The organism is Rhodospirillales bacterium, assembly GCA_016712595.1.
Classification (GTDB): domain Bacteria; phylum Pseudomonadota; class Alphaproteobacteria; order Rhodospirillales; family Defluviicoccaceae; genus Defluviicoccus.
In genome coordinates this window covers 1,044,142-1,061,139 of sequence record JADJQT010000001.1, presented here as the reverse complement: position 1 = coordinate 1,061,139, position 16,998 = coordinate 1,044,142, and the positions used below count along the sequence as shown (strand labels likewise).

Here is a 16,998-nt window from a genome sequence, read left to right as displayed (position 1 = left end):
GGTGTCGTGGGGTGGGGTGATCGGTTAGCGGGGGCGGCTCCCGTCTGGGAGGATTACGGCGTGTTGAAGCCCGATCCTCAGACAGGAGCACCGCGATGGCCGAGATGAGCCCTCTGCGCCGCCGCATGGTCGAGGACATGACCGTCCGCAATCTGTCATTGGCGACGCAACGATCCTATCTTCACGCGGTCAGCAAGTTCAGCGGCCACTTTGGTCGCTCGCCGGACCAGCTTGGCCTGGAGGACGTGCGGGCGTTCCAGGTCCATCTGGTGTCGACCGGCATTTCGTGGCCGGCGCTGAACCAGACGGTGTGTGCGCTGCGGTTCTTCTACGGCGTCACGCTGGGGCACGGTGAGATCCCGGAGCGCATCCCTTATGCACGCGAGCCGCGCACGCTGCCGGTGGTGCTGAATGCCGATGAAGTGGTGCGCTTTCTCGAGGCGGTGCCGAGCCTGAAGACCCGCGTGGCGTTGACGACGGCCTATGCGGCGGGGCTGCGGGCGTCCGAGGCGGTCGGTCTGAAGCTTGCTGATATCGACAGCGCGCGGATGGTGATCCGGGTCGAGCATGGCAAGGGCGGCAAGGACCGCACCGTCATGCTGTCGGCCCAGCTTCTGGGCATCCTGCGCACCTACTGGCGTCTGGCCCGGCCCAGCCACTGGCTGTTCCCCGGCCGCGATGAGACGAAGCCGGTCGACGTCCAGGTGCTGCATGCGGCCTGCCGCTCCGCCTGCGCCGCGGCCGGACTTGCGAAGCGGGTGACGGTGCACACGCTGCGGCACAGCTTCGCCACCCACCTGCTGGAGAACGGCACCGACACCCGCATCATCCAGGTGCTGCTTGGCCATGCCAACCTGTCGAGCACGGCGCGCTACACGCGGGTCTCGAACGGCCTGATCCGGCATACGCAGAGCCCGCTCGACCGCCTCACGCTGGAGGTCGTGCCGCCCGCCTGATCCGGCCGCGCGATGGCGGCGACATGGGAAGTGGCGGATGTCTTCCGCCGCCACGGCGAGGCCTATCGGCGCATGCATCACGCTCACCTCGGCCGGGTCGAACGGCGGGTGATCAGCGCCATCACGCTGTGCCGGACGGCGGCGCTGGGCGGCCATGCCGAGAGCTGCGCCGACTGCGGCTTCGTTCGTCGCCTCCGCGACCTGCGGCGCGTCGAATGGGTGGTCTATGCGAAGCCGCCGTTCGGTGGCCCGGAACAGGTGCTGGCCTATCTCGGTCGCTACACCCACCGCGTCGCCATCGCCAATTCGCGCTCGGTCGAGGTGACGGGCAGCGACGTCGCCTTCCGCTGGAAGGACTATCGCCACCACGGCAAGGCGAAGCTGATGGTTCTCGCTGCCGATGAATTCATCCGCCGCTTCCTGCTCCACACCCTGCCGGACGGCTTCCATCGCATCCGCCATTACGGCTTCCTCGCCAATCACCAACAGGCAGCAAAGCTGGCGCTCCGCCGCGAGCTGCTGGCCGCCTCGCCGACGGTCGATCCCGAGACCAAGGTCCCACCCGAGCAGAAGCAACTTACAAGCGCGTTCGATCGCTGCCCCTGCTGCGGCGGCCCGATGATCACCTTCGCCATCCTTCTGAGGCCGCCGCCGCAACCCTCGTTCCGGCAGGACACTTCATGAGTGGCCGCCACCCTTGCTGCCCCGCCTGTCCAGCACCGATGCTGCCGTGTGCCGGCACCCATCGTCTTGCCCAACAACCGTTCCGGCAGCACCAGGTCCGGCGCGGCGCCCCACGAAACCCCGGTTCAGCTCACTGCTGCCACCAACCGCCCGGCGTCGCCGGCCTCGACCGCGCCGGATCGATCCCCATGCCGAGCCGCCCGAAAGCGGTCTCGGACCACCAGACGCAGCAACAATCCCCATAGCTCGGCCATCCGCGGGTTCGTTCAATCCGGCTTCGATGAGGTCGCGCCAGCGCACGCCGAAGACCTCGTCCGCGACCTCACAGAAGCCTCCAGATTCCCAAGAGGTTGATTTTCTGATTCAAGCTGCGTGCTGGGGATGGAGGCCAGCATGCATGGGTCTGGGACTTTCGATGGATCTGCGCCGCCGGGTGATCGCGGCGATCGAGGATGAAGGACTGAGCTGTCGCCAAGCCGCGGCGCGGTTCGGCGTTGCGCCATCGACGGCGATCCGGTGGCACGCGCGACGGCGCAAGACGGAGGATTTTGCGCCGAAGCCGCAGGGCGGCGACAAGAATTCGCACCGGATTGAAGCGCAGGCGGGCTTCATCCTGGGCCTGTGGAAAGAGCAGCGTGACATCACGCTGGTCGAAGTGCAGCGTCAGTTGGCCGAACGGGGCACGCCGGTCGGCATCCGTACCGTCCACCGTTTCTTCCAGCGCCGCGGCATCACGCGCAAAAAAGACCGGACACGCGACCGAGCAGGACCGTGCGGATGTCCTGATGCGCCGGCTGGCATGGTTCGAGGCGCAGCCCGATCTCGATCCGGACCGCTTGGTGTTCATCGACGAGACCTGGGCGTCCACCGCCATCGCACGCACCCATGGCCGCGCCCCGCGCGGTGAACGGCTGCGCATAGGCGTGCCGTTTGGCCACTGGAAGACGACGACGTTCGTCGCCGGTCTGCGGCTGTCGGGCATCGTCGCGCCCATGGTGCTGGACGCCCCGATCAACCAGCGGGCCTTCGATGCCTATGTCGACCAGATCCTCGTGCACGAGCTCAAGCCAGGCGACATCGTGATCATGGACAATCTCTCAAGCCACAAATCGCCCGCCGTCCGCACGGCGATCAAAGCCGCCGGCGCTGAGTTGCGGTTCCTGCCCCCTACAGCCCGGACTCCAACCCGATCGAAAACGCGTTCGCCAAGCTGAAGCCCCTGCTCCGAAAAGCCGCCGAACGCACCGTCGACGGCCTCTGGCGCACCATCGGCTCGCTCATCGATCTATTCACACCAGCCGAATGCGCAAACTTCTTCACCCCCGCAGGATATGAGCCAGAGTGAGTGGAAACCGCTCTAAAGTGGCGCGAGCCCCACCGGCCGTTCGGGCGCCACGATCGAAACGATTTACCGCGATCACACCAATAAAAAAGGCCCCGCGATCGGGGCCTTTTCTTTTGCATTGTCACGGCCGACCCCAGGGGACCGGCCGTAAGCCTTGATGCAGTGCCGTTCGAATGGTGGGCTGGATCTAGCCGGCCATGCTCCATACCTGCGGCGCCTTGCCGGCACGCTCTTCCAGCGCCTGTCGTTGCGCTTCCAGCTCAGGCGGCAGATGGTTGCCGAACGTGGCGAAGTACGTCTTGATCTCGGCCGCTTCGGCAAGGGCGCCATCGCGACTGATGTTCATGATGTTCAGGTACTTGTCCTTCGAGAAATCGAGACCGGCCCAAGTCATTTCCTCGTAGGTCGGCATCATCCCGAACGGGCTCTCGACGGCACCGGCACGTCCCCGCACCCGATCGACCACCCACTTCAGCACCCGCATGTTCTGACCGTAGCCCGGCCAGATGAACTTGCCGTTCTCGTCCTTGCGGAACCAGTTGGTGCGGAAGATCTTCGGCAGCTTCAATTCGGTGCGCAGGCCGGTCTTGACCCAGTGACCCCAGTAATCGGCCATGTTGTAGCCGATGAAGGGCAGCATGGCGAAAGGATCACGCCGAATTGCCGCCTGGCCGATCGCCGCCGCCGTCGCCTCGGAGCCCATGGTCGCGGCCATGAACACGCCGTGGTTCCAGTCAAACGCCTCGTAAACCAGCGGGAACGTCTTCGACAGCCGCCCGCCGAACAGGAACGCCGAGACCGGCACACCAGCGGGATCTTCCCACGCCGGATCGATCGTCGGGCACTGCGACGCGGGAGCGGTGAAGCGGGAGTTCGGATGCGCGCCGGGGGCTCCGGATTCCGGAGTCCACTCGTTGCCCTTCCAGTCGATGCCGTGCGCCGGCACCGGGCCGTCCATGCCTTCCCACCACACATCGCCGTCGTCGGTCAAAAGGACGTTGGTGTAGATGCAATTGCCCGGCTTCATCGTCTCCATCGCCATCGGGTTCGACTTGTAGGACGTGCCCGGGGCAACGCCGAAGAAGCCATACTCGGGGTTGATGGCGCGCAGGGTGCCGTCCGGCCCCGGCTTGATCCAGGCGATGTCGTCACCGACGGTGTAGGCCTTCCAGCCCTCGAAGCCGTCCGGCGGCAGGATCATGGCGAGGTTGGTCTTGCCGCACGCCGACGGGAACGCCGCCGCGACATACGTCTTTTCGCCCTGCGGGGACTCGAGGCCCAGGATCAGCATGTGCTCGGCGAGCCAGCCCTCATCACGGGCCATCGTCGAGGCGATGCGCAGCGCCAGACACTTCTTGCCGAGCAGCGCGTTGCCGCCATAGCCGGAGCCATACGACCAGATCTCACGCGTGTCAGGGAAGTGACAGATGTACTTGCGCGAAATCTCCGGCTCGCACGGCCAAGCCACGTCCTTTTGGCCCGGCTCCAGCGGCGCGCCGACCGAATGCACGCAGGGGATAAAATCGTCGTCGCCGAGCACATCCAGCACGGCCTGTCCCATACGAGTCATGATCCGCATGTTGGTGGCGACGTAAGCGCTGTCGGTGATCTCCACGCCGATCTTGGCGATCGGCGAGCCCAGCGGACCCATGCTGAACGGAATGACATAAAGCGTGCGACCGCGCATGCATCCGTCATACTGGGCGCGAACCATCGCCTTCATCTTCTCCGGTTCCTCCCAGTTATTGGTCGGACCGGCTTCTTCCTTCGTCTTCGAACAAATAAACGTCCGATCCTCGACACGCGCCACATCCGAAGGATGCGAGCGGGCGAGGTAGGAATTCGGCTGCTTCTCCGGGTTCAGGCGGGTAAAGGTCCCGGCTTGCACCAGTTCCTCACACAACGCGTCGTATTCGGATTGGGAGCCGTCGCACCATTGCACCTTGTCCGGCTTGCACAGGGCGACCCACTCGTCCACCCAGGCCAGCAGCTTGGCGTTCTTTGTTCGATCGCGTCCAGTAGCAGTCATTTATGGTCCCTCGCACTGATTGGTTTGATCGACTCTCCGCTCAGCGATCCTCTCTCGAACGAACGATGGCGGACGAATGCGCTAACGCCCAGGCTCAACCCGGGTAAAATGGGAATGCAACGATCACATTAAGCATTTCCGGGAATGGTTCAAGCGCAGATGGTGAGCAGTTGCAATAGGAGCTTCGGCGGAGGTTTGCCGATGGATCTGGCCCTCACACACGCCTTGAGGACGCCCAAACGCTGCGCGTTTATCGTGCCTGCTCCCGAACCGCAAAGCCGATCCGGCAACGCCGCAGACGCACGGAAAACCCATGCTGAACCAATGTCTGCGCGGCTGGCGACCCCAACGGGATTCGAACCCGTGTTACCACCTTGAAAGGGTGGTGTCCTAGGCCTCTAGACGATGGGGTCAGGCGTGTCTCTGGTAGCCGGGGCTGCGGGCAAAAGCAAGAACCTCGCGCGTGCCGCTGTGCAGGAAGTTGGTCCGGACGGTGCGCTTGGGCACGCACATCAGTCCGATTTCCCGCGGGCTTTTCACCTTTGACCATCCGGCGACGCGTGGTACGGTCCGGCAAAAGGTCGGCGGCGACGCAAATCGCCGATCGCGCGCCAGAATGGCGGGCATTCACCTTAACGAGCGGGAATCCATTTCAGCTCCAAAAGATAGCGGAGGCAGCAAGTCATGTTGCACGGCAAAGTGCTTGTCGCGCAGGGGGGCGGGCCGACGGCGGTCATCAATGAATCGATGGTCGGCGCGGTGATCGAATCCCGCAAAATTCCCTCGGTCGAGCGGGTTTACGGCGCCTATCACGGCGTTCGCGGCATCATCAACGAGGATTTCCTCGACCTCACGCGTGAGACCACCCATAACCTCGAGATGGTCGCCAACACCCCCACCTCGGGTCTCGGCTCGACCCGCGATAAGCCGGACGAGAAGTATTGCGCCGAGATTTTCAAGGTGTTGCGCGCCCACGGCATCGAGACCTTCTTCTACATCGGCGGCAATGACTCCTCGGATACCGCCCGCATCCTGCACGAGCAGGCGAGATCGGCGGACTATCCGCTGTGCTGCGTGCACATCCCCAAGACCATCGACAACGACCTCGTGATCAACGATCACACGCCGGGCTTTCCGTCGGCGGCGCGCTTCGTCGCCCTCGCTTTCGCCGGCGCCAATCTCGACAACCGGGCGCTGCCGGGCGTCTACGTCGCCGTGGTCATGGGCCGGCACGCCGGGTTCCTCACCGCCGCCTCGGCGCTCGGGCGCAAGTTCGAGGACGACGGCCCGCACCTGATCTACGTGCCGGAGCGGGTGTTTAGCCTCGACGAGTTCGTCAAGGACGTCACCACCGTCTACAACAAGTACGGCCGCTGCATCGTCGCCGTCTCCGAGGGTATCCACGACGAGGCCGGCGATCCGATCGCCACCAAGCTCGCCAAGAACGTCGAGAAGGACGCGCACGGCAACGTCCAGCTCTCCGGCACCGGCGCGCTCGCTGACCTGCTCACCGATCACATCAAGCAGAACAGCAACATCAAGCGGGTGCGGGGCGATACCTTCGGCTACCTGCAACGCTCGTTCCTCGGTTGCGTGTCCGACGTCGACCAGCGCGAGGCCCGTGAAGTCGGCGAAAAGGCGGTGCAGTACGCCCATTTCGGCGACAGCGAGGGCAACCATTCCGGCTCGGTGACCATCCACCGCACCGGCTTCTACTCGGTCGACTACCACTTGACGGCGCTGCAGAACATCGCCGCCAAGACCAAGGTGATGCCGGACGAGTTCATCGCCGCCAACGGCCACGACGTCACCGACAAGTTCCTGCTCTACCTGCGCCCGCTGCTGGGATCCGGCATGCCGGAGGTCTCACGGCTGCGCCTCAACAAGGTGCCGAAAATCCTCAACGTCGGCTGATCCGCCGGCGCATCGGCTCGCAACTTAAGGCGCGCGGTCCCGCAACAGGGGCCGCGCGCTTTTTGCGTCAGCGCCGGCTGGACGGGCGAGCGGAGCTGGCGTAGCGTCTTGCGGTTGCAGGATGAGGGGGATGGAACATGCGCCCGCGGGTGCGCGCCGGCTTCGAGCCGCCGGCCTACATCGCCAGCCTGATCGCCTCGATCAACGACGGCGCCAAGGCCGCCCAGACCGGCGGGCTGTTCGTGCTCGCCATCGCCGTCTACCTTACGGCGACGGTGATCGCCACCTCCGACGAGGTGCTGCTGCGTGGCACCTCCGTCGAGTTCTCCCAGCTCGGCGTCAAGATCCCCGTCCTCGCCTCCTACGCGCTGGCGCCGCTGCTGTTCTTGTTCCTGCACGTCCACACGCTGATCCGCTACGACATGCTGGCGGAAAACCTGCGGCTGCTCGATCAGGAGATGCGCAGCTCGCTTGCCCGCGAGCCGGACCGGGAACGCTGCCGCCAACTGCTCGCCAATGTCGAGTTCATCCAGTACTGGTCCTCGTCCCACGGCTCAACCCTGCACAGCCGGCTCTACAAGATCGTCGTCTGGGTCATGCTGGTGGTGGTGCCGGTGCTGGTGTTCCTCGCCACCCAGATCAGCTTCCTGCGCTACCAGAACCCTTTCGTCACCTACGTCGTCCACTTCGGCTGCCTCGCGCTCGACCTCTCGGCGCTCGTCTATTTCTGGTACCGCCAGGATCGCCGCAAGCAGGATTGGCGGTCCGCCGGCCGCTGGCGGGCGATGATCCGCAACGGGCTTCCCGCCGCCCTGCTGTTCGCCTTCGCCGCCGTCTATCTCGGCATCCCGCCGCCGGACAGCACAACCACTGGACCTGAGGCGGAAGGAAAGCCACATGGCTGGCGCTATCATCCGCTCGACAACACCATTTGTCCGTTCATGGGCCAGCTCGGCTGGGGTTGCCGCCATCTCAAGCTCGACCACCGGCTGCTGGTCGCCGAAAGGCCGGACGGCGAAGTGCTCTACGAACTGCGCACAGGGAGCGCCGATCTTGCCAAGCTGCTCATCCGCGTCGAGGCACTGTTCCTGCGCGGCCGCAACTTCCGCTTCGCCGACTTCGAGGAAAGCGAGTTCTTCGACGCCGATTTTTCCGGCGCCGACCTGCGCGGGGCATCTTTGCGACGCGCGAGCCTTCAAGGAGCGCACCTACTCGCGGCAAACATGCAAGGCGCGAACCTGCAGGGCGCCCAGATGCAGGGCGCGAACCTGCAGGGCGCCCAGATGCAGGGCGCGGACTTGACAGTGGCGCGGATGCAGGGCGCAGATCTTACCGGCGCGGAATTACAGAACGCACGTCTCGGGAGCGCGAATATGCAAGGTGCGATTCTTCTTGAGGCGCAAATGCAAGGCGCCGCCCTCGGGAGCACGCAGATGCAGGCTACGGACCTGCGGGGCGCCAACTTTGAAGGGGCCATATTCGACGAGGTCACCAATGTATCTCTCGCCGATATGCGCAATATTGATATCACTGACCCCCTGCCCAGAGTTGAAATCGAACCGGGAAGACCAGCCCTCGTCGAGGCAATCTCTGCGAATTTCGCTTGCGTCGGCGAAATGCTAACCACGGACGAGGCGACTTACGATATCGCGCTCGCTGCCTATCTCACCGACCTCGCTCGCGCTGACACGGGGGCAGCAAGCAGAATTGCTTGGCGGGCCGTTTCGACCCGGTCGATCGCGGAAAATCCTGATGCAAATCGTCCGCTGTGGCCGGAGCTGGCACGCCGGCTGCTGACGGCGGAGAAAAAGGGCGATCTTACGCTCGATCTTTCGATCGATGCGCGAAAGCAACTGGAAGCGCTGGCCGCGAAAACGCCGGTGCCGCCGGCCGCCGCGACCGTTCCCTGATCCGCACCGTGAGGCGCCGCCGCCGCTCGCGGATTAACCTTTTTTTAACCGGCGGGGCGCATGATCCGGACTTGCCAGCGGGACCTTTTCGCCCGCGGCAAGGCAGGAACCCCTGCCGGGATCGACCACGGCGTCATCAGCGCCTCGTCCTCCTTCAGTCGCTCAAAGCGACGCGCGGCCAAGCCGGCACATCTCCAGCAACTTCGAGATTGAAGGCAGATTTCCATGTTTTCCGTCGTCACCAACAACAACGCCCTCGCCGCCCTGCAGTCGCTGAACAACACGCAGAAGGCGATGTCGACGACCCAGAACCGCATCACCACCGGCATGAAGGTGGCGGGCGCGGCCGACAACGCCTCGACCTTCACCATCGCCCAGGGCATGCGCGGCGATATCGCCGGGCTGAAGTCCGCCTCGCAGAGCATCGCGCTCGGCAAGTCGACCTCGGGTGTGGCACTCAGCGCCGCCGAGCAGATCTCGGACAAGCTGAACGAGCTGAAGTCGAAGGTCACCGAAGGCCAGCAGCAGAACGTTGACCTTGGCAAGATCCAGCAGGACATGGACAGCATCGTCAGCAGCATCGACAGCATCGTTTCCGCCGCCCAGTTCAACGGCGTCAACCTGCTGGACGGCACCAACGCCAATGGCCTCGACGTGCTTACTGGTCTCAATCGCACGTCGGCGACCAGCGAAAGCATCGCCTCCTACAACGTGGCCGCCCAGGACCTGACATCGGCGACGCTCGGCATCGGCAGCCTCAGCGTTACCGGCAATACCAGCGTCAATTTCGCCCAGTCTAACGGCCTTGCGTTCGCGGAGGGCGATACGATTTCGCTGACCATGACCAATGCTGCCGGCAATGCGATCAACTACACCTTTGAAATCAACGATGGCGGTGGCAACGCGCTGACCACCGCGACGGACACGACGACCGATCCGAACGCGGCTGCCGGCACCGTCGCATTTGCCGTCGTCAGCGACACGGCGAGTGACACGCCCTCACAAACCCTGGGCAAGTTGTTCGATGTGATGCGCGATGCCGGTTTCACCGTCGTCAACAACGAGGATGGCTCGTTCGACGTCTCCAGCTCCGGCACGTTGACTGCGGCAACCCAGACCATCACCGCCGGCGGCCTTACGGCCGGCGCCATTGGCACGGCGGCTTCCACGGCGTTCACCGCGGTCAACTCGGCGATCGATACGGTCAATGCCGCGGTCGCGGCCCTCGGTACCGCCAGCAACTACCTCGACGCGTCGGCGAAGTTCGTAAGCTCGCTGACCGACTCGCTGACCACTGGCGTGGGTCAGCTCGTCGATGCCGACATGGCTGAGGAAAGCGCCAACCTGCAGGCACTGCAGACGCGCCAGCAGCTTGGCATCCAGGCGCTCAGCATCGCCAACAGCCAGCCGAGCTCGATCCTGTCGCTGTTCCGCGGCTAGGAACGATAACCCGCGAAGAACGCGGCGGGTTACCGCCGCGCCCCTGCGAACGCGAAAGAGAAGGCTCCGGCGCACTGCCCCGGGGCCTTTTTTCGTGTCCCTTCCCGGCACACTGCCTCTTCGCAGGGCAATTAACCTCGCCTTAACCTTATCCGGGCGATGATCGGTCATTGAACAAAACGATACGCTCGGAGACGCTCGATTGCCCCTCAATATCAGCCTGAAGCCGCGAGAGAGGCTCGTCGTCAACGGTGCCGTCATCCGCAACAAGTCCGCGCGTCACCCGCTCACCATCGAGCTTCTGAACAAGGTCAATTTCATGCGGGAGCGCGAAATCCTGATGCCGGAAGACGCGCTCACCCCGTTGCTTCGCGTCATGTACTGGCTTCAGATCACCTACATCGATCCCGATCAGCGTGATGATGCGCAGCTCCGATTTCTTGAGCTCGTGCGGGAGATCAAGGATGCCGTGAGCGAACCCAGCATCCTTTCCGCTGTGGACGCCGCCGTGGCTTTCGTCGGCCAGGACCAGTTCGGCTCGGCGCTCAAGGCCTTGCGCGACGCGCTGCCGCATGAACGAAGACTATTGGGCATGAATTCGGAAGCGAGCACCAGCGTCGTCGCGGCGATGCGCAATTCCGTCGCTGACGCGCGCGCTTGAACCAGCGTTGGCGAAACACCGGGGATGTCGGTGATCGTCACCGGCGCGATATGACGTCGCGTCGACCAACCGGGTCGATTTAGCAGAAAGGGAAGCGTCCATGTCGATCAAGACTTATCAATCCGCTCAGGACAAGACGACCGATGCCCGCCGGATCGAAATGGTCGTGTTCCAGAAATGCAACGCGCTGCTGGAGAAAGCCAGCAGCGCGCGAACCCAACCAAGCAGTTCGGCGACGCCGCTCGACGTCGCCAAACAGGTCGCCCAAGCCCTCTACCAGAACGACTTGGTCTGGTCGAGCCTCGTCGCTGATCTTGCCAGCGATGACAACAAGCTCCCGGAAGCTTTGCGCGCTCAGCTGATCTCGCTGGGTCTGTGGGCCCAGCGCTATGCCGACGACGTTCGCCGCGCCAAGGCGTCCTTCGATCCGCTGATCAACCTCAACTGCCGGATGATCGAAGGCTTGAACGCCAGTCTCGCCAGCGCGCGCCCGAATGCCATCTTGCCAATGGTGGAAGCAAATCACGCACCGTCGTCGGAGCCGCTGGACCACTGTTCGTAGTTGAGGTGTCGGGCCACACCTTCGACACCATAAACCGGATGCGTTTGTCGATCGGCGCATGATCGATTGCGCCTGCAACGACCTTCCAAATATCGCGGCGCCACGACCGGAGCCGGCCGTGTTGTTTCGGATGTCGAGGCATCTATCGCCGAAATCGGTGCCGGCGGCGAGACGCCGCGCGGTGCGATGGGGGCCTTTTTCAGAAGCCTCCGCCGTCCGCGCGGCACGCAAACGACTTAAAGGACGAAATCACCGGCGAGCCAGGCTGCGGCCGCCGCACCCTTGACCAGGATCTCGAAGTCCGCCGCGAGAGAGCCGGTGATGTTGGCCTGGATCAGGGTATCCGCACCACTGGCGATAGCGTGCACCTGCCCCAGCCCTGAGAACGCCGCCGTGCCGATGAAGGTGAATGCCTGATTGCCGGCAGCGACGCTGTTGGCGTCGATGATCGACAGATCGATGAGATCGCCAAGCGCCCCCCCCACGCCGTCGAAGCTCGTGATCGTATCGTGAGCAGCGCCGACCGCGGATTCGCCGGCGGCGGCGAAGACGAATTTGTCATTGCCAACTCCGCCCGAAAGCACGTCGGTGCCGGCGCCACCGGTCAGAGTATCGTTGCCGGCGAGCCCGGAGAGGACGTTGTTCCCGGCATTGCCGATCAGGGTGTTTCCGAGCGCCTGGCCCGTACCGTTGATCGCGGCGGTGCCGGTCAAGGTCAGTCGTTCGACGTTGGCGCCAAGGGTAAAAGTGGCGCTACTCATCACCAGATCGTTGCCCTCGCCGGCCAGTTCGACGACCTTGTCGCCGGACAGATCGACGAAGTAGGTGTCGTTGCCGCCGCCGCCGGTCATCGAATCCTTGCCGGCACCGCCGTCCAGCGTATCGTTGCCGAGCCCGCCGAAGAGCGTGTCCGCGCCCGCGCCGGCGATGATCCGGTTGTTCGCACCGCTGCCGGTCAGGACGTCCGCCCCCGCGCCGCTGATGATGTTTTCGAAGTTGTAGGCCCGCTCGCTGCCTTCGCCCGTGACCGGCGAGAGCGTGACCGTGCCCGATACCAGATCCACCGAGATGCCGGCGGTCCCCGCCGTCAGGTAGGAATAGTCGAGCGTATCGTTGTCAGCGCCGCCGTCCATGTAGTCGGTGCCGGTACCGCCGGAGATCGTATCATTGCCGCCGTAGCCGTAGAGGGTGTCGTTGCCGGAGTCCCCTGTCAGGTGGTCGTTTCCATCGTAGGCATAAATCTGATCGTTGCCCGCGCCGCCGGCGAGCGAATCGCTGCCGTTGTCGCTGCCGCGGATGTTGTCGTCACCGCCGTTGCCGAAGATGGTGTTGTGGCCGTTGCCGCCGTCGAGATAATCCGACGCCGAGCCGCCTTTCAGCAGATCACTCCCGCCATAGCCGTAGAGCGTGACCGCGACGGTCGAGTTCGTGGCGTCGAAAACATCCTTGCCGTTGCTTCCGGATACCCACTCGAAGCCCGTCGCGGCGACGTTCAGGGTCAATCCGTGCGAGCCCTGGACGTAGAGGTAGTCGGTACCGGCCCCGCCGCTCACCACCGCGACGTCGCCGTCGACGGTGATCGTATCGTTCCCACCGGCACCGATCACTGTATCCGCGCCGCCGCCGGAATCGAGGTTGTCGTTGCCGTCGCCGCCGTTGATCGAGTCATCGCCGTAGCCGGCACTCACGTAGTCATCACCGATGCCGGTGACGATGCGATCGTTGCCGTCCTGGGCATAGATCGTATCGTTGCCGGCGCCGCCATCGACGGTATTATCGCCGCCGTAGGCGTTCATGTAGTCGTTGCCGTCGCCAGCGACAAAGTTGTCGTTGCCGCCGCCGCTACCGTAGATCGTATCGTTGCCGGCGCCGCCAACGACGGTATTGTCGCCGGAACCGGCGTTGAGATAGTCCGATGCCGTTCCGCCGACCAGTGAATCGTCGCCGCCGCGCCCGTAAAGCGCGATCACGACCGACTGACCGGAGCCGTTGAGGGTATCGCCGGCGCCATCGCTGCCGTAGATGGTCTCGATGCCGAGCGCCGCGAGGTTGTAATTGACACCGACGAGACCGTCGATCTGTACCCAATCGCTGCCGGCACCGGCATTAACCACCGCGGAAAGGTCGCTGGCATAGATTGTATCATTGCCGTCACCGGCGATGATCGTATCGCCGATGCCGGCGTTACCGCTGTAGGTGATGTAATCGTTGCCCACGCCGCCGTTCAGCGAATCCGCACCGCTTCCGGCATAGATGGTATCGTTGCCGATATCTCCGATGACGGTATTGTTGCCATCGTAGGCTTGTAGATAGTCGTTGTCGGCACCGCCGTTGATGCTGTCGGCCCCGCTCCCGCCGTAAATGGTATCATTGCCGGTGCCACCGATGACGGTGTTGTTGCCCTCATCGGCGAGGACATAGTCATTCCCTCCCAGTGCGGAAATCAAATCGGCCCCCGCGCCCGGTTGTCCGCCTGTCACGCCGGCAGACACGGTGCCCGGCCTGATCGTATCGTTACCTGCTGTCCCGTTGATCGTTGCCATGTTGTCTTAGACCTTCTGTGAGGTATCCAACGCGAAGCGTGCTCGGACCGATTGGCATCTCCCGTTCCAGGGGGCCGAATGACGCCGGCGGGGCCGAGATCGCGAACGAAATCGGTACTCGTTCGCGGGCGCTGCATACACGCTCGACGAACCCGGCGCAACGGACAAAACCACCTTGATTAGAAGAGCTTAGCAACGGTCGTTCAGCTAAGTGCGAAACGACTCACATAGGATTCGTGGCAGGATTTTGACGGAATTTTGGGTGGCTGATCCGGATTAACCCGAACAATCCGGCACTCTGCTCGGATACGTAGATGGAGCTGAATGCTGATCGCGAGAGCTCGCCTCAGCGTTGGATCGCCACAGCGTTTAGGGGTATTCCGAACTCAAAGCGCCACAACTTCCAGGCGAGAAACGGTCGGATAATCGGCGAGAAGAGGTTCTGTCGCCTCGTTAAACGGTCGAGCAATCGCAAAATCAGCGCGCGAATGCCCCCATAGCAAGAAACTTTTCCTTCCGGTTCTGCCGGATAGTTGCGGCGTCGATGGCGGCAAGCTCATCGAGAGCGCGTTCGATCGCCGTACCCGTGGCATCGATGGCGCTCTGTGGCGTGCGATGGGCGCCGCCCAGAGGTTCGGGAATAATCGCATCAATGACGCCAAGGGATTTCAAGTCCTGGGCGGTCAGGCGTAGCGCCTGCGCCGCCGTCTTTGCCTGCTCGCTGTCGCGCCAGAGGATCGAGGCACAGCCTTCCGGGGAAATCACCGAATAGATCGCATGCTCGAGCATCATCACTTGGTTGCCGACCGCAAGCGCGAGCGCCCCCCCGGAGCCGCCTTCGCCGATGACGACGCTGACCAGCGGTACCGAGAGGGCAAGGCAAGTCTCGATCGACCGGGCGATCGCCTCGGCCTGGCCGCGTGCCTCGGCGTCGACACCCGGATAGGCGCCGGGGGTATCGATCAGCGTGACGACCGGCAGGCCAAAGCGATCGGCGAGGTGCATCAGCCGCTGCGCCTTGCGATAGCCTTCCGGCCGCGGCATGCCGAAGTTGTGCTTCAGCCGGCCTTCGGTATCCGCTCCCTTTTCCTGGCCGATGAACATGCAGGCCCGACCACCCAAACGGCCGATACCGCAGATCATTGCGGGATCCTCGGCAAAGGCGCGATCGCCGGAGAGCGGCACGAAACCATCGACGAGGCGGTCCAGATAATCAGCCGTGTGCGGTCGCTCGACGTGCCGTGCCACCTGTGTCTTCTGCCACGGTGTCAGCCGGCTGTAGGTTTGCTTCAGGAGCGAGTCGAGCTTGCCTTGCAGGCGGGTCACCTCGTCAGCGATGTTCAAATCGCTGCTGCTGCTGAGATGGCGAAGCTCGGTGATCTTGCTCTCGAGCTCGGCAATCGGTTTCTCGAAATCCAGAAACGTTCGCATCGGCTCATGGTGAACTGGTGGCCGGCTCGCTCCGCTCGGCCATAATTGTGGGTACGGCGCCCTTCCGCGGGGAAGCGATCAGCCGACGAACGGAGGCGAGCCGTCGGGCGCGCGCCCGATCGATTCCATTCCGGCATGCTTATAGACGACAGGTGCCCTTCGTCTCTACAGAGAACGGAATGCTCACGGCCGTTCTGGTTCGTCCTCGGGCGGTGCGGCGCGGCGAGCCAAGGGATGCGCACGCTCGACGAGCGCCTTGAGCCGGGCATCGAGCACGTGGGTATAGATCTGCGTCGTGCCGATGTCGGCGTGGCCGAGGAGCTGTTGCAGGCTGCGCAGGTCGGCACCGTGCGCCAGCAAATGACTGGCAAAGGAGTGCCGCAGGACGTGCGGCGAGACGCGCCCGGGCGCGAGGCCGGCCGCGACTGCCGTCTCCTTGAGCAACTGGCCGAACCGGATGCGGGTCAGATGCCCGGCGCCGGAGCGCGAAGGAAACAGCCAGGGTTTTTGCGCCGCGCGCCTCCTGAGGTGGCCGTGCGCGAGAAAATGCTCGCGCACGTCGAGATAGGTGGCGATCGCATCGATTGCCGGCTCGGTCAGCGGCACCATGCGCTCCTTGCTGCCCTTACCACGGACGATCAGCGTCCGTCCGTCCCGGTCCAGCGCGGCGAGCGGCAGTCCGACGAGCTCGGAAACGCGGAGGCCCGTGGCGTAGAGGATCTCAAGCATCGCCGTCATCCGCCGGCCGTCGGCACCCGGACGATCGGCGGCGGCGGCGAGCAGCCGCTCGACCTCGTCTTCGCTCAGGCATTTGGGCATGGCCGGGCGCTGCTTCGGCGCATCAAGGACGAGAGCCGGGTTGTCGGCGCGGGTTCCTTCGGCGAAAAGAAAGCGGAAGAACTGACGCAACGCCGACAGCCGGCGCGCCGCCGTGCGGGCCGACATGTCCGCCTGCCCCTGGGCGAGCATGTACGCGCGCAGCGTTTCACTGTCCGCCGAAATGGCGTTCATGCCCGCACGTTCGGCGTGGGCGAGAAATCCGCTCAGGTCCCGGTGATAGGCGTCGAGCGTATTACGGGCAGCACCGCGCTCGGCCGACATCATTTCGATAAAGGTTTCGAGCGCGCGCAGCGATACCGGCGATAGCGGGGGCGAACGCGGTGCCTCGGCAGCGTCGCCGCAATTCCGTCTGGAGCTCACGGCGCGGTTCCGCCTCAGTCTCGCAGCTAGTGCGCGAACTGTTCGTTCGGCAGGACCTTCTCGATATGATGCGTCGGCGGCTGCAGGTCGACTGTTGCCAGGAGGGCGACGCCAGCCACGAGGAGCACAACGACGGCGATGATGGCGATACGAAGAATCGAACTCATCGGCTCTGGCACCTTCTGCGTCGAAACGAGCGATTGGATCAAGCCTTCGGACCCGCACCGAGGCTCGCGGAATGGGAATGCGTCATCGCGACACGCCGAATATTTTCTGCTAGCGTGAGGCCATGAGGAACCAACGGAAATCTATCGGCGGCGCTG

At 64.0% G+C, this 16,998-nt stretch carries 12 protein-coding genes, 1 tRNA gene and 1 pseudogene; 8 read left to right on the top strand and 6 right to left on the bottom strand.

The features are described 5' to 3' along the window. The first annotated feature begins 95 nt into the window (after positions 1-95). From IPK66_04845 to IPK66_04835, 3 genes and pseudogenes are all read left to right on the top strand, one after another. The gene (locus IPK66_04845) at positions 96-956 is read left to right on the top strand and encodes a site-specific integrase (protein MBK8174619.1); all 861 of its coding nucleotides are present in this window, start codon (positions 96-98) and stop codon (positions 954-956) included. Positions 957-968: 12 nt separating this feature from the next. Beyond that, complete coding sequence (locus IPK66_04840; protein MBK8174618.1) at positions 969-1,640, top strand: transposase; 672 nt, start codon at positions 969-971, stop codon at positions 1,638-1,640. A 397-nt stretch (positions 1,641-2,037) separates the two neighbouring features. Then, positions 2,038-2,985: pseudogene (locus IPK66_04835) on the top strand (IS630 family transposase). 187 nt (positions 2,986-3,172) lie between these two features. Here IPK66_04835 and IPK66_04830 read toward each other — a convergent pair. Together IPK66_04830 and IPK66_04825 are read right to left on the bottom strand one after the other, a co-directional pair. Next, positions 3,173-5,014, bottom strand: coding sequence for a phosphoenolpyruvate carboxykinase (GTP) (locus IPK66_04830; protein MBK8174617.1), 1,842 nt, complete (start codon positions 5,012-5,014; stop codon positions 3,173-3,175). A 337-nt stretch (positions 5,015-5,351) separates the two neighbouring features. Beyond that, a tRNA-Glu gene (locus tag IPK66_04825) sits at positions 5,352-5,427 on the bottom strand. A gap of 271 nt (positions 5,428-5,698) precedes the next feature. Here IPK66_04825 and IPK66_04820 point away from each other — a divergent pair. From IPK66_04820 to IPK66_04800, 5 genes are all read left to right on the top strand, one after another. After that, on the top strand, positions 5,699-6,928 hold the full coding sequence (locus IPK66_04820) for a 6-phosphofructokinase (GenBank protein ID MBK8174616.1): 1,230 nt from the start codon (positions 5,699-5,701) through the stop codon (positions 6,926-6,928). 137 nt (positions 6,929-7,065) lie between these two features. Further along, positions 7,066-8,838 carry a pentapeptide repeat-containing protein gene (locus tag IPK66_04815; GenBank protein MBK8174615.1) on the top strand — a complete coding sequence of 591 codons (1,773 nt, stop codon included), beginning with the start codon at positions 7,066-7,068 and terminating at the stop codon, positions 8,836-8,838. Positions 8,839-9,063: 225 nt separating this feature from the next. Beyond that, positions 9,064-10,278 carry a flagellin gene (locus tag IPK66_04810; protein ID MBK8174614.1) on the top strand — a complete coding sequence of 405 codons (1,215 nt, stop codon included), beginning with the start codon at positions 9,064-9,066 and terminating at the stop codon, positions 10,276-10,278. Between the two features lie 202 nt (positions 10,279-10,480). Beyond that, positions 10,481-10,939 carry a flagellar biosynthesis repressor FlbT gene (locus IPK66_04805; protein MBK8174613.1) on the top strand — a complete coding sequence of 153 codons (459 nt, stop codon included), beginning with the start codon at positions 10,481-10,483 and terminating at the stop codon, positions 10,937-10,939. Positions 10,940-11,039: 100 nt separating this feature from the next. Next, positions 11,040-11,501 (top strand): flagellar biosynthesis regulator FlaF, encoded by a 462-nt coding sequence (locus IPK66_04800; GenBank protein MBK8174612.1) that lies wholly within the window; start codon positions 11,040-11,042, stop codon positions 11,499-11,501. A gap of 236 nt (positions 11,502-11,737) precedes the next feature. Here IPK66_04800 and IPK66_04795 read toward each other — a convergent pair whose 3' ends face one another. From IPK66_04795 to IPK66_04780, 4 genes are all read right to left on the bottom strand, one after another. Continuing rightward, positions 11,738-14,044, bottom strand: a complete 2,307-nt coding sequence (locus IPK66_04795) for a calcium-binding protein (protein ID MBK8174611.1) — start codon at positions 14,042-14,044, stop codon at positions 11,738-11,740. Positions 14,045-14,521: 477 nt separating this feature from the next. Continuing rightward, positions 14,522-15,475: an acetyl-CoA carboxylase carboxyltransferase subunit alpha gene (locus tag IPK66_04790; protein MBK8174610.1), complete on the bottom strand. Its 954-nt coding sequence runs from the start codon at positions 15,473-15,475 to the stop codon at positions 14,522-14,524. Between the two features lie 183 nt (positions 15,476-15,658). Then, positions 15,659-16,579 carry a tyrosine recombinase XerD gene (locus tag IPK66_04785; GenBank protein MBK8174609.1) on the bottom strand — a complete coding sequence of 307 codons (921 nt, stop codon included), beginning with the start codon at positions 16,577-16,579 and terminating at the stop codon, positions 15,659-15,661. Between the two features lie 122 nt (positions 16,580-16,701). Further along, positions 16,702-16,842 (bottom strand): hypothetical protein, encoded by a 141-nt coding sequence (locus IPK66_04780; GenBank protein ID MBK8174608.1) that lies wholly within the window; start codon positions 16,840-16,842, stop codon positions 16,702-16,704. Positions 16,843-16,998 lie beyond the last annotated feature (156 nt).

What these genes read in the sequence shown, in the direction of transcription:
- IPK66_04845 (MBK8174619.1), top strand. Translation starts at nt 96, where the DNA reads ATGGCCGAGATGAGCCCTCTGCGCCGCCGCATGGTCGAGGACATGACC.
- IPK66_04830 (MBK8174617.1), bottom strand. Translation starts at nt 5,014, where the DNA reads ATGACTGCTACTGGACGCGATCGAACAAAGAACGCCAAGCTGCTGGCC.
- IPK66_04795 (MBK8174611.1), bottom strand. Translation starts at nt 14,044, where the DNA reads ATGGCAACGATCAACGGGACAGCAGGTAACGATACGATCAGGCCGGGC.
- IPK66_04810 (MBK8174614.1), top strand. Translation starts at nt 9,064, where the DNA reads ATGTTTTCCGTCGTCACCAACAACAACGCCCTCGCCGCCCTGCAGTCG.
- IPK66_04780 (MBK8174608.1), bottom strand. Translation starts at nt 16,842, where the DNA reads ATGAGTTCGATTCTTCGTATCGCCATCATCGCCGTCGTTGTGCTCCTC.
- IPK66_04800 (MBK8174612.1), top strand. Translation starts at nt 11,040, where the DNA reads ATGTCGATCAAGACTTATCAATCCGCTCAGGACAAGACGACCGATGCC.
- IPK66_04785 (MBK8174609.1), bottom strand. Translation starts at nt 16,579, where the DNA reads ATGATGTCGGCCGAGCGCGGTGCTGCCCGTAATACGCTCGACGCCTAT.
- IPK66_04840 (MBK8174618.1), top strand. Translation starts at nt 969, where the DNA reads ATGGCGGCGACATGGGAAGTGGCGGATGTCTTCCGCCGCCACGGCGAG.
- IPK66_04790 (MBK8174610.1), bottom strand. Translation starts at nt 15,475, where the DNA reads ATGCGAACGTTTCTGGATTTCGAGAAACCGATTGCCGAGCTCGAGAGC.
- IPK66_04820 (MBK8174616.1), top strand. Translation starts at nt 5,699, where the DNA reads ATGTTGCACGGCAAAGTGCTTGTCGCGCAGGGGGGCGGGCCGACGGCG.
- IPK66_04815 (MBK8174615.1), top strand. Translation starts at nt 7,066, where the DNA reads ATGCGCCCGCGGGTGCGCGCCGGCTTCGAGCCGCCGGCCTACATCGCC.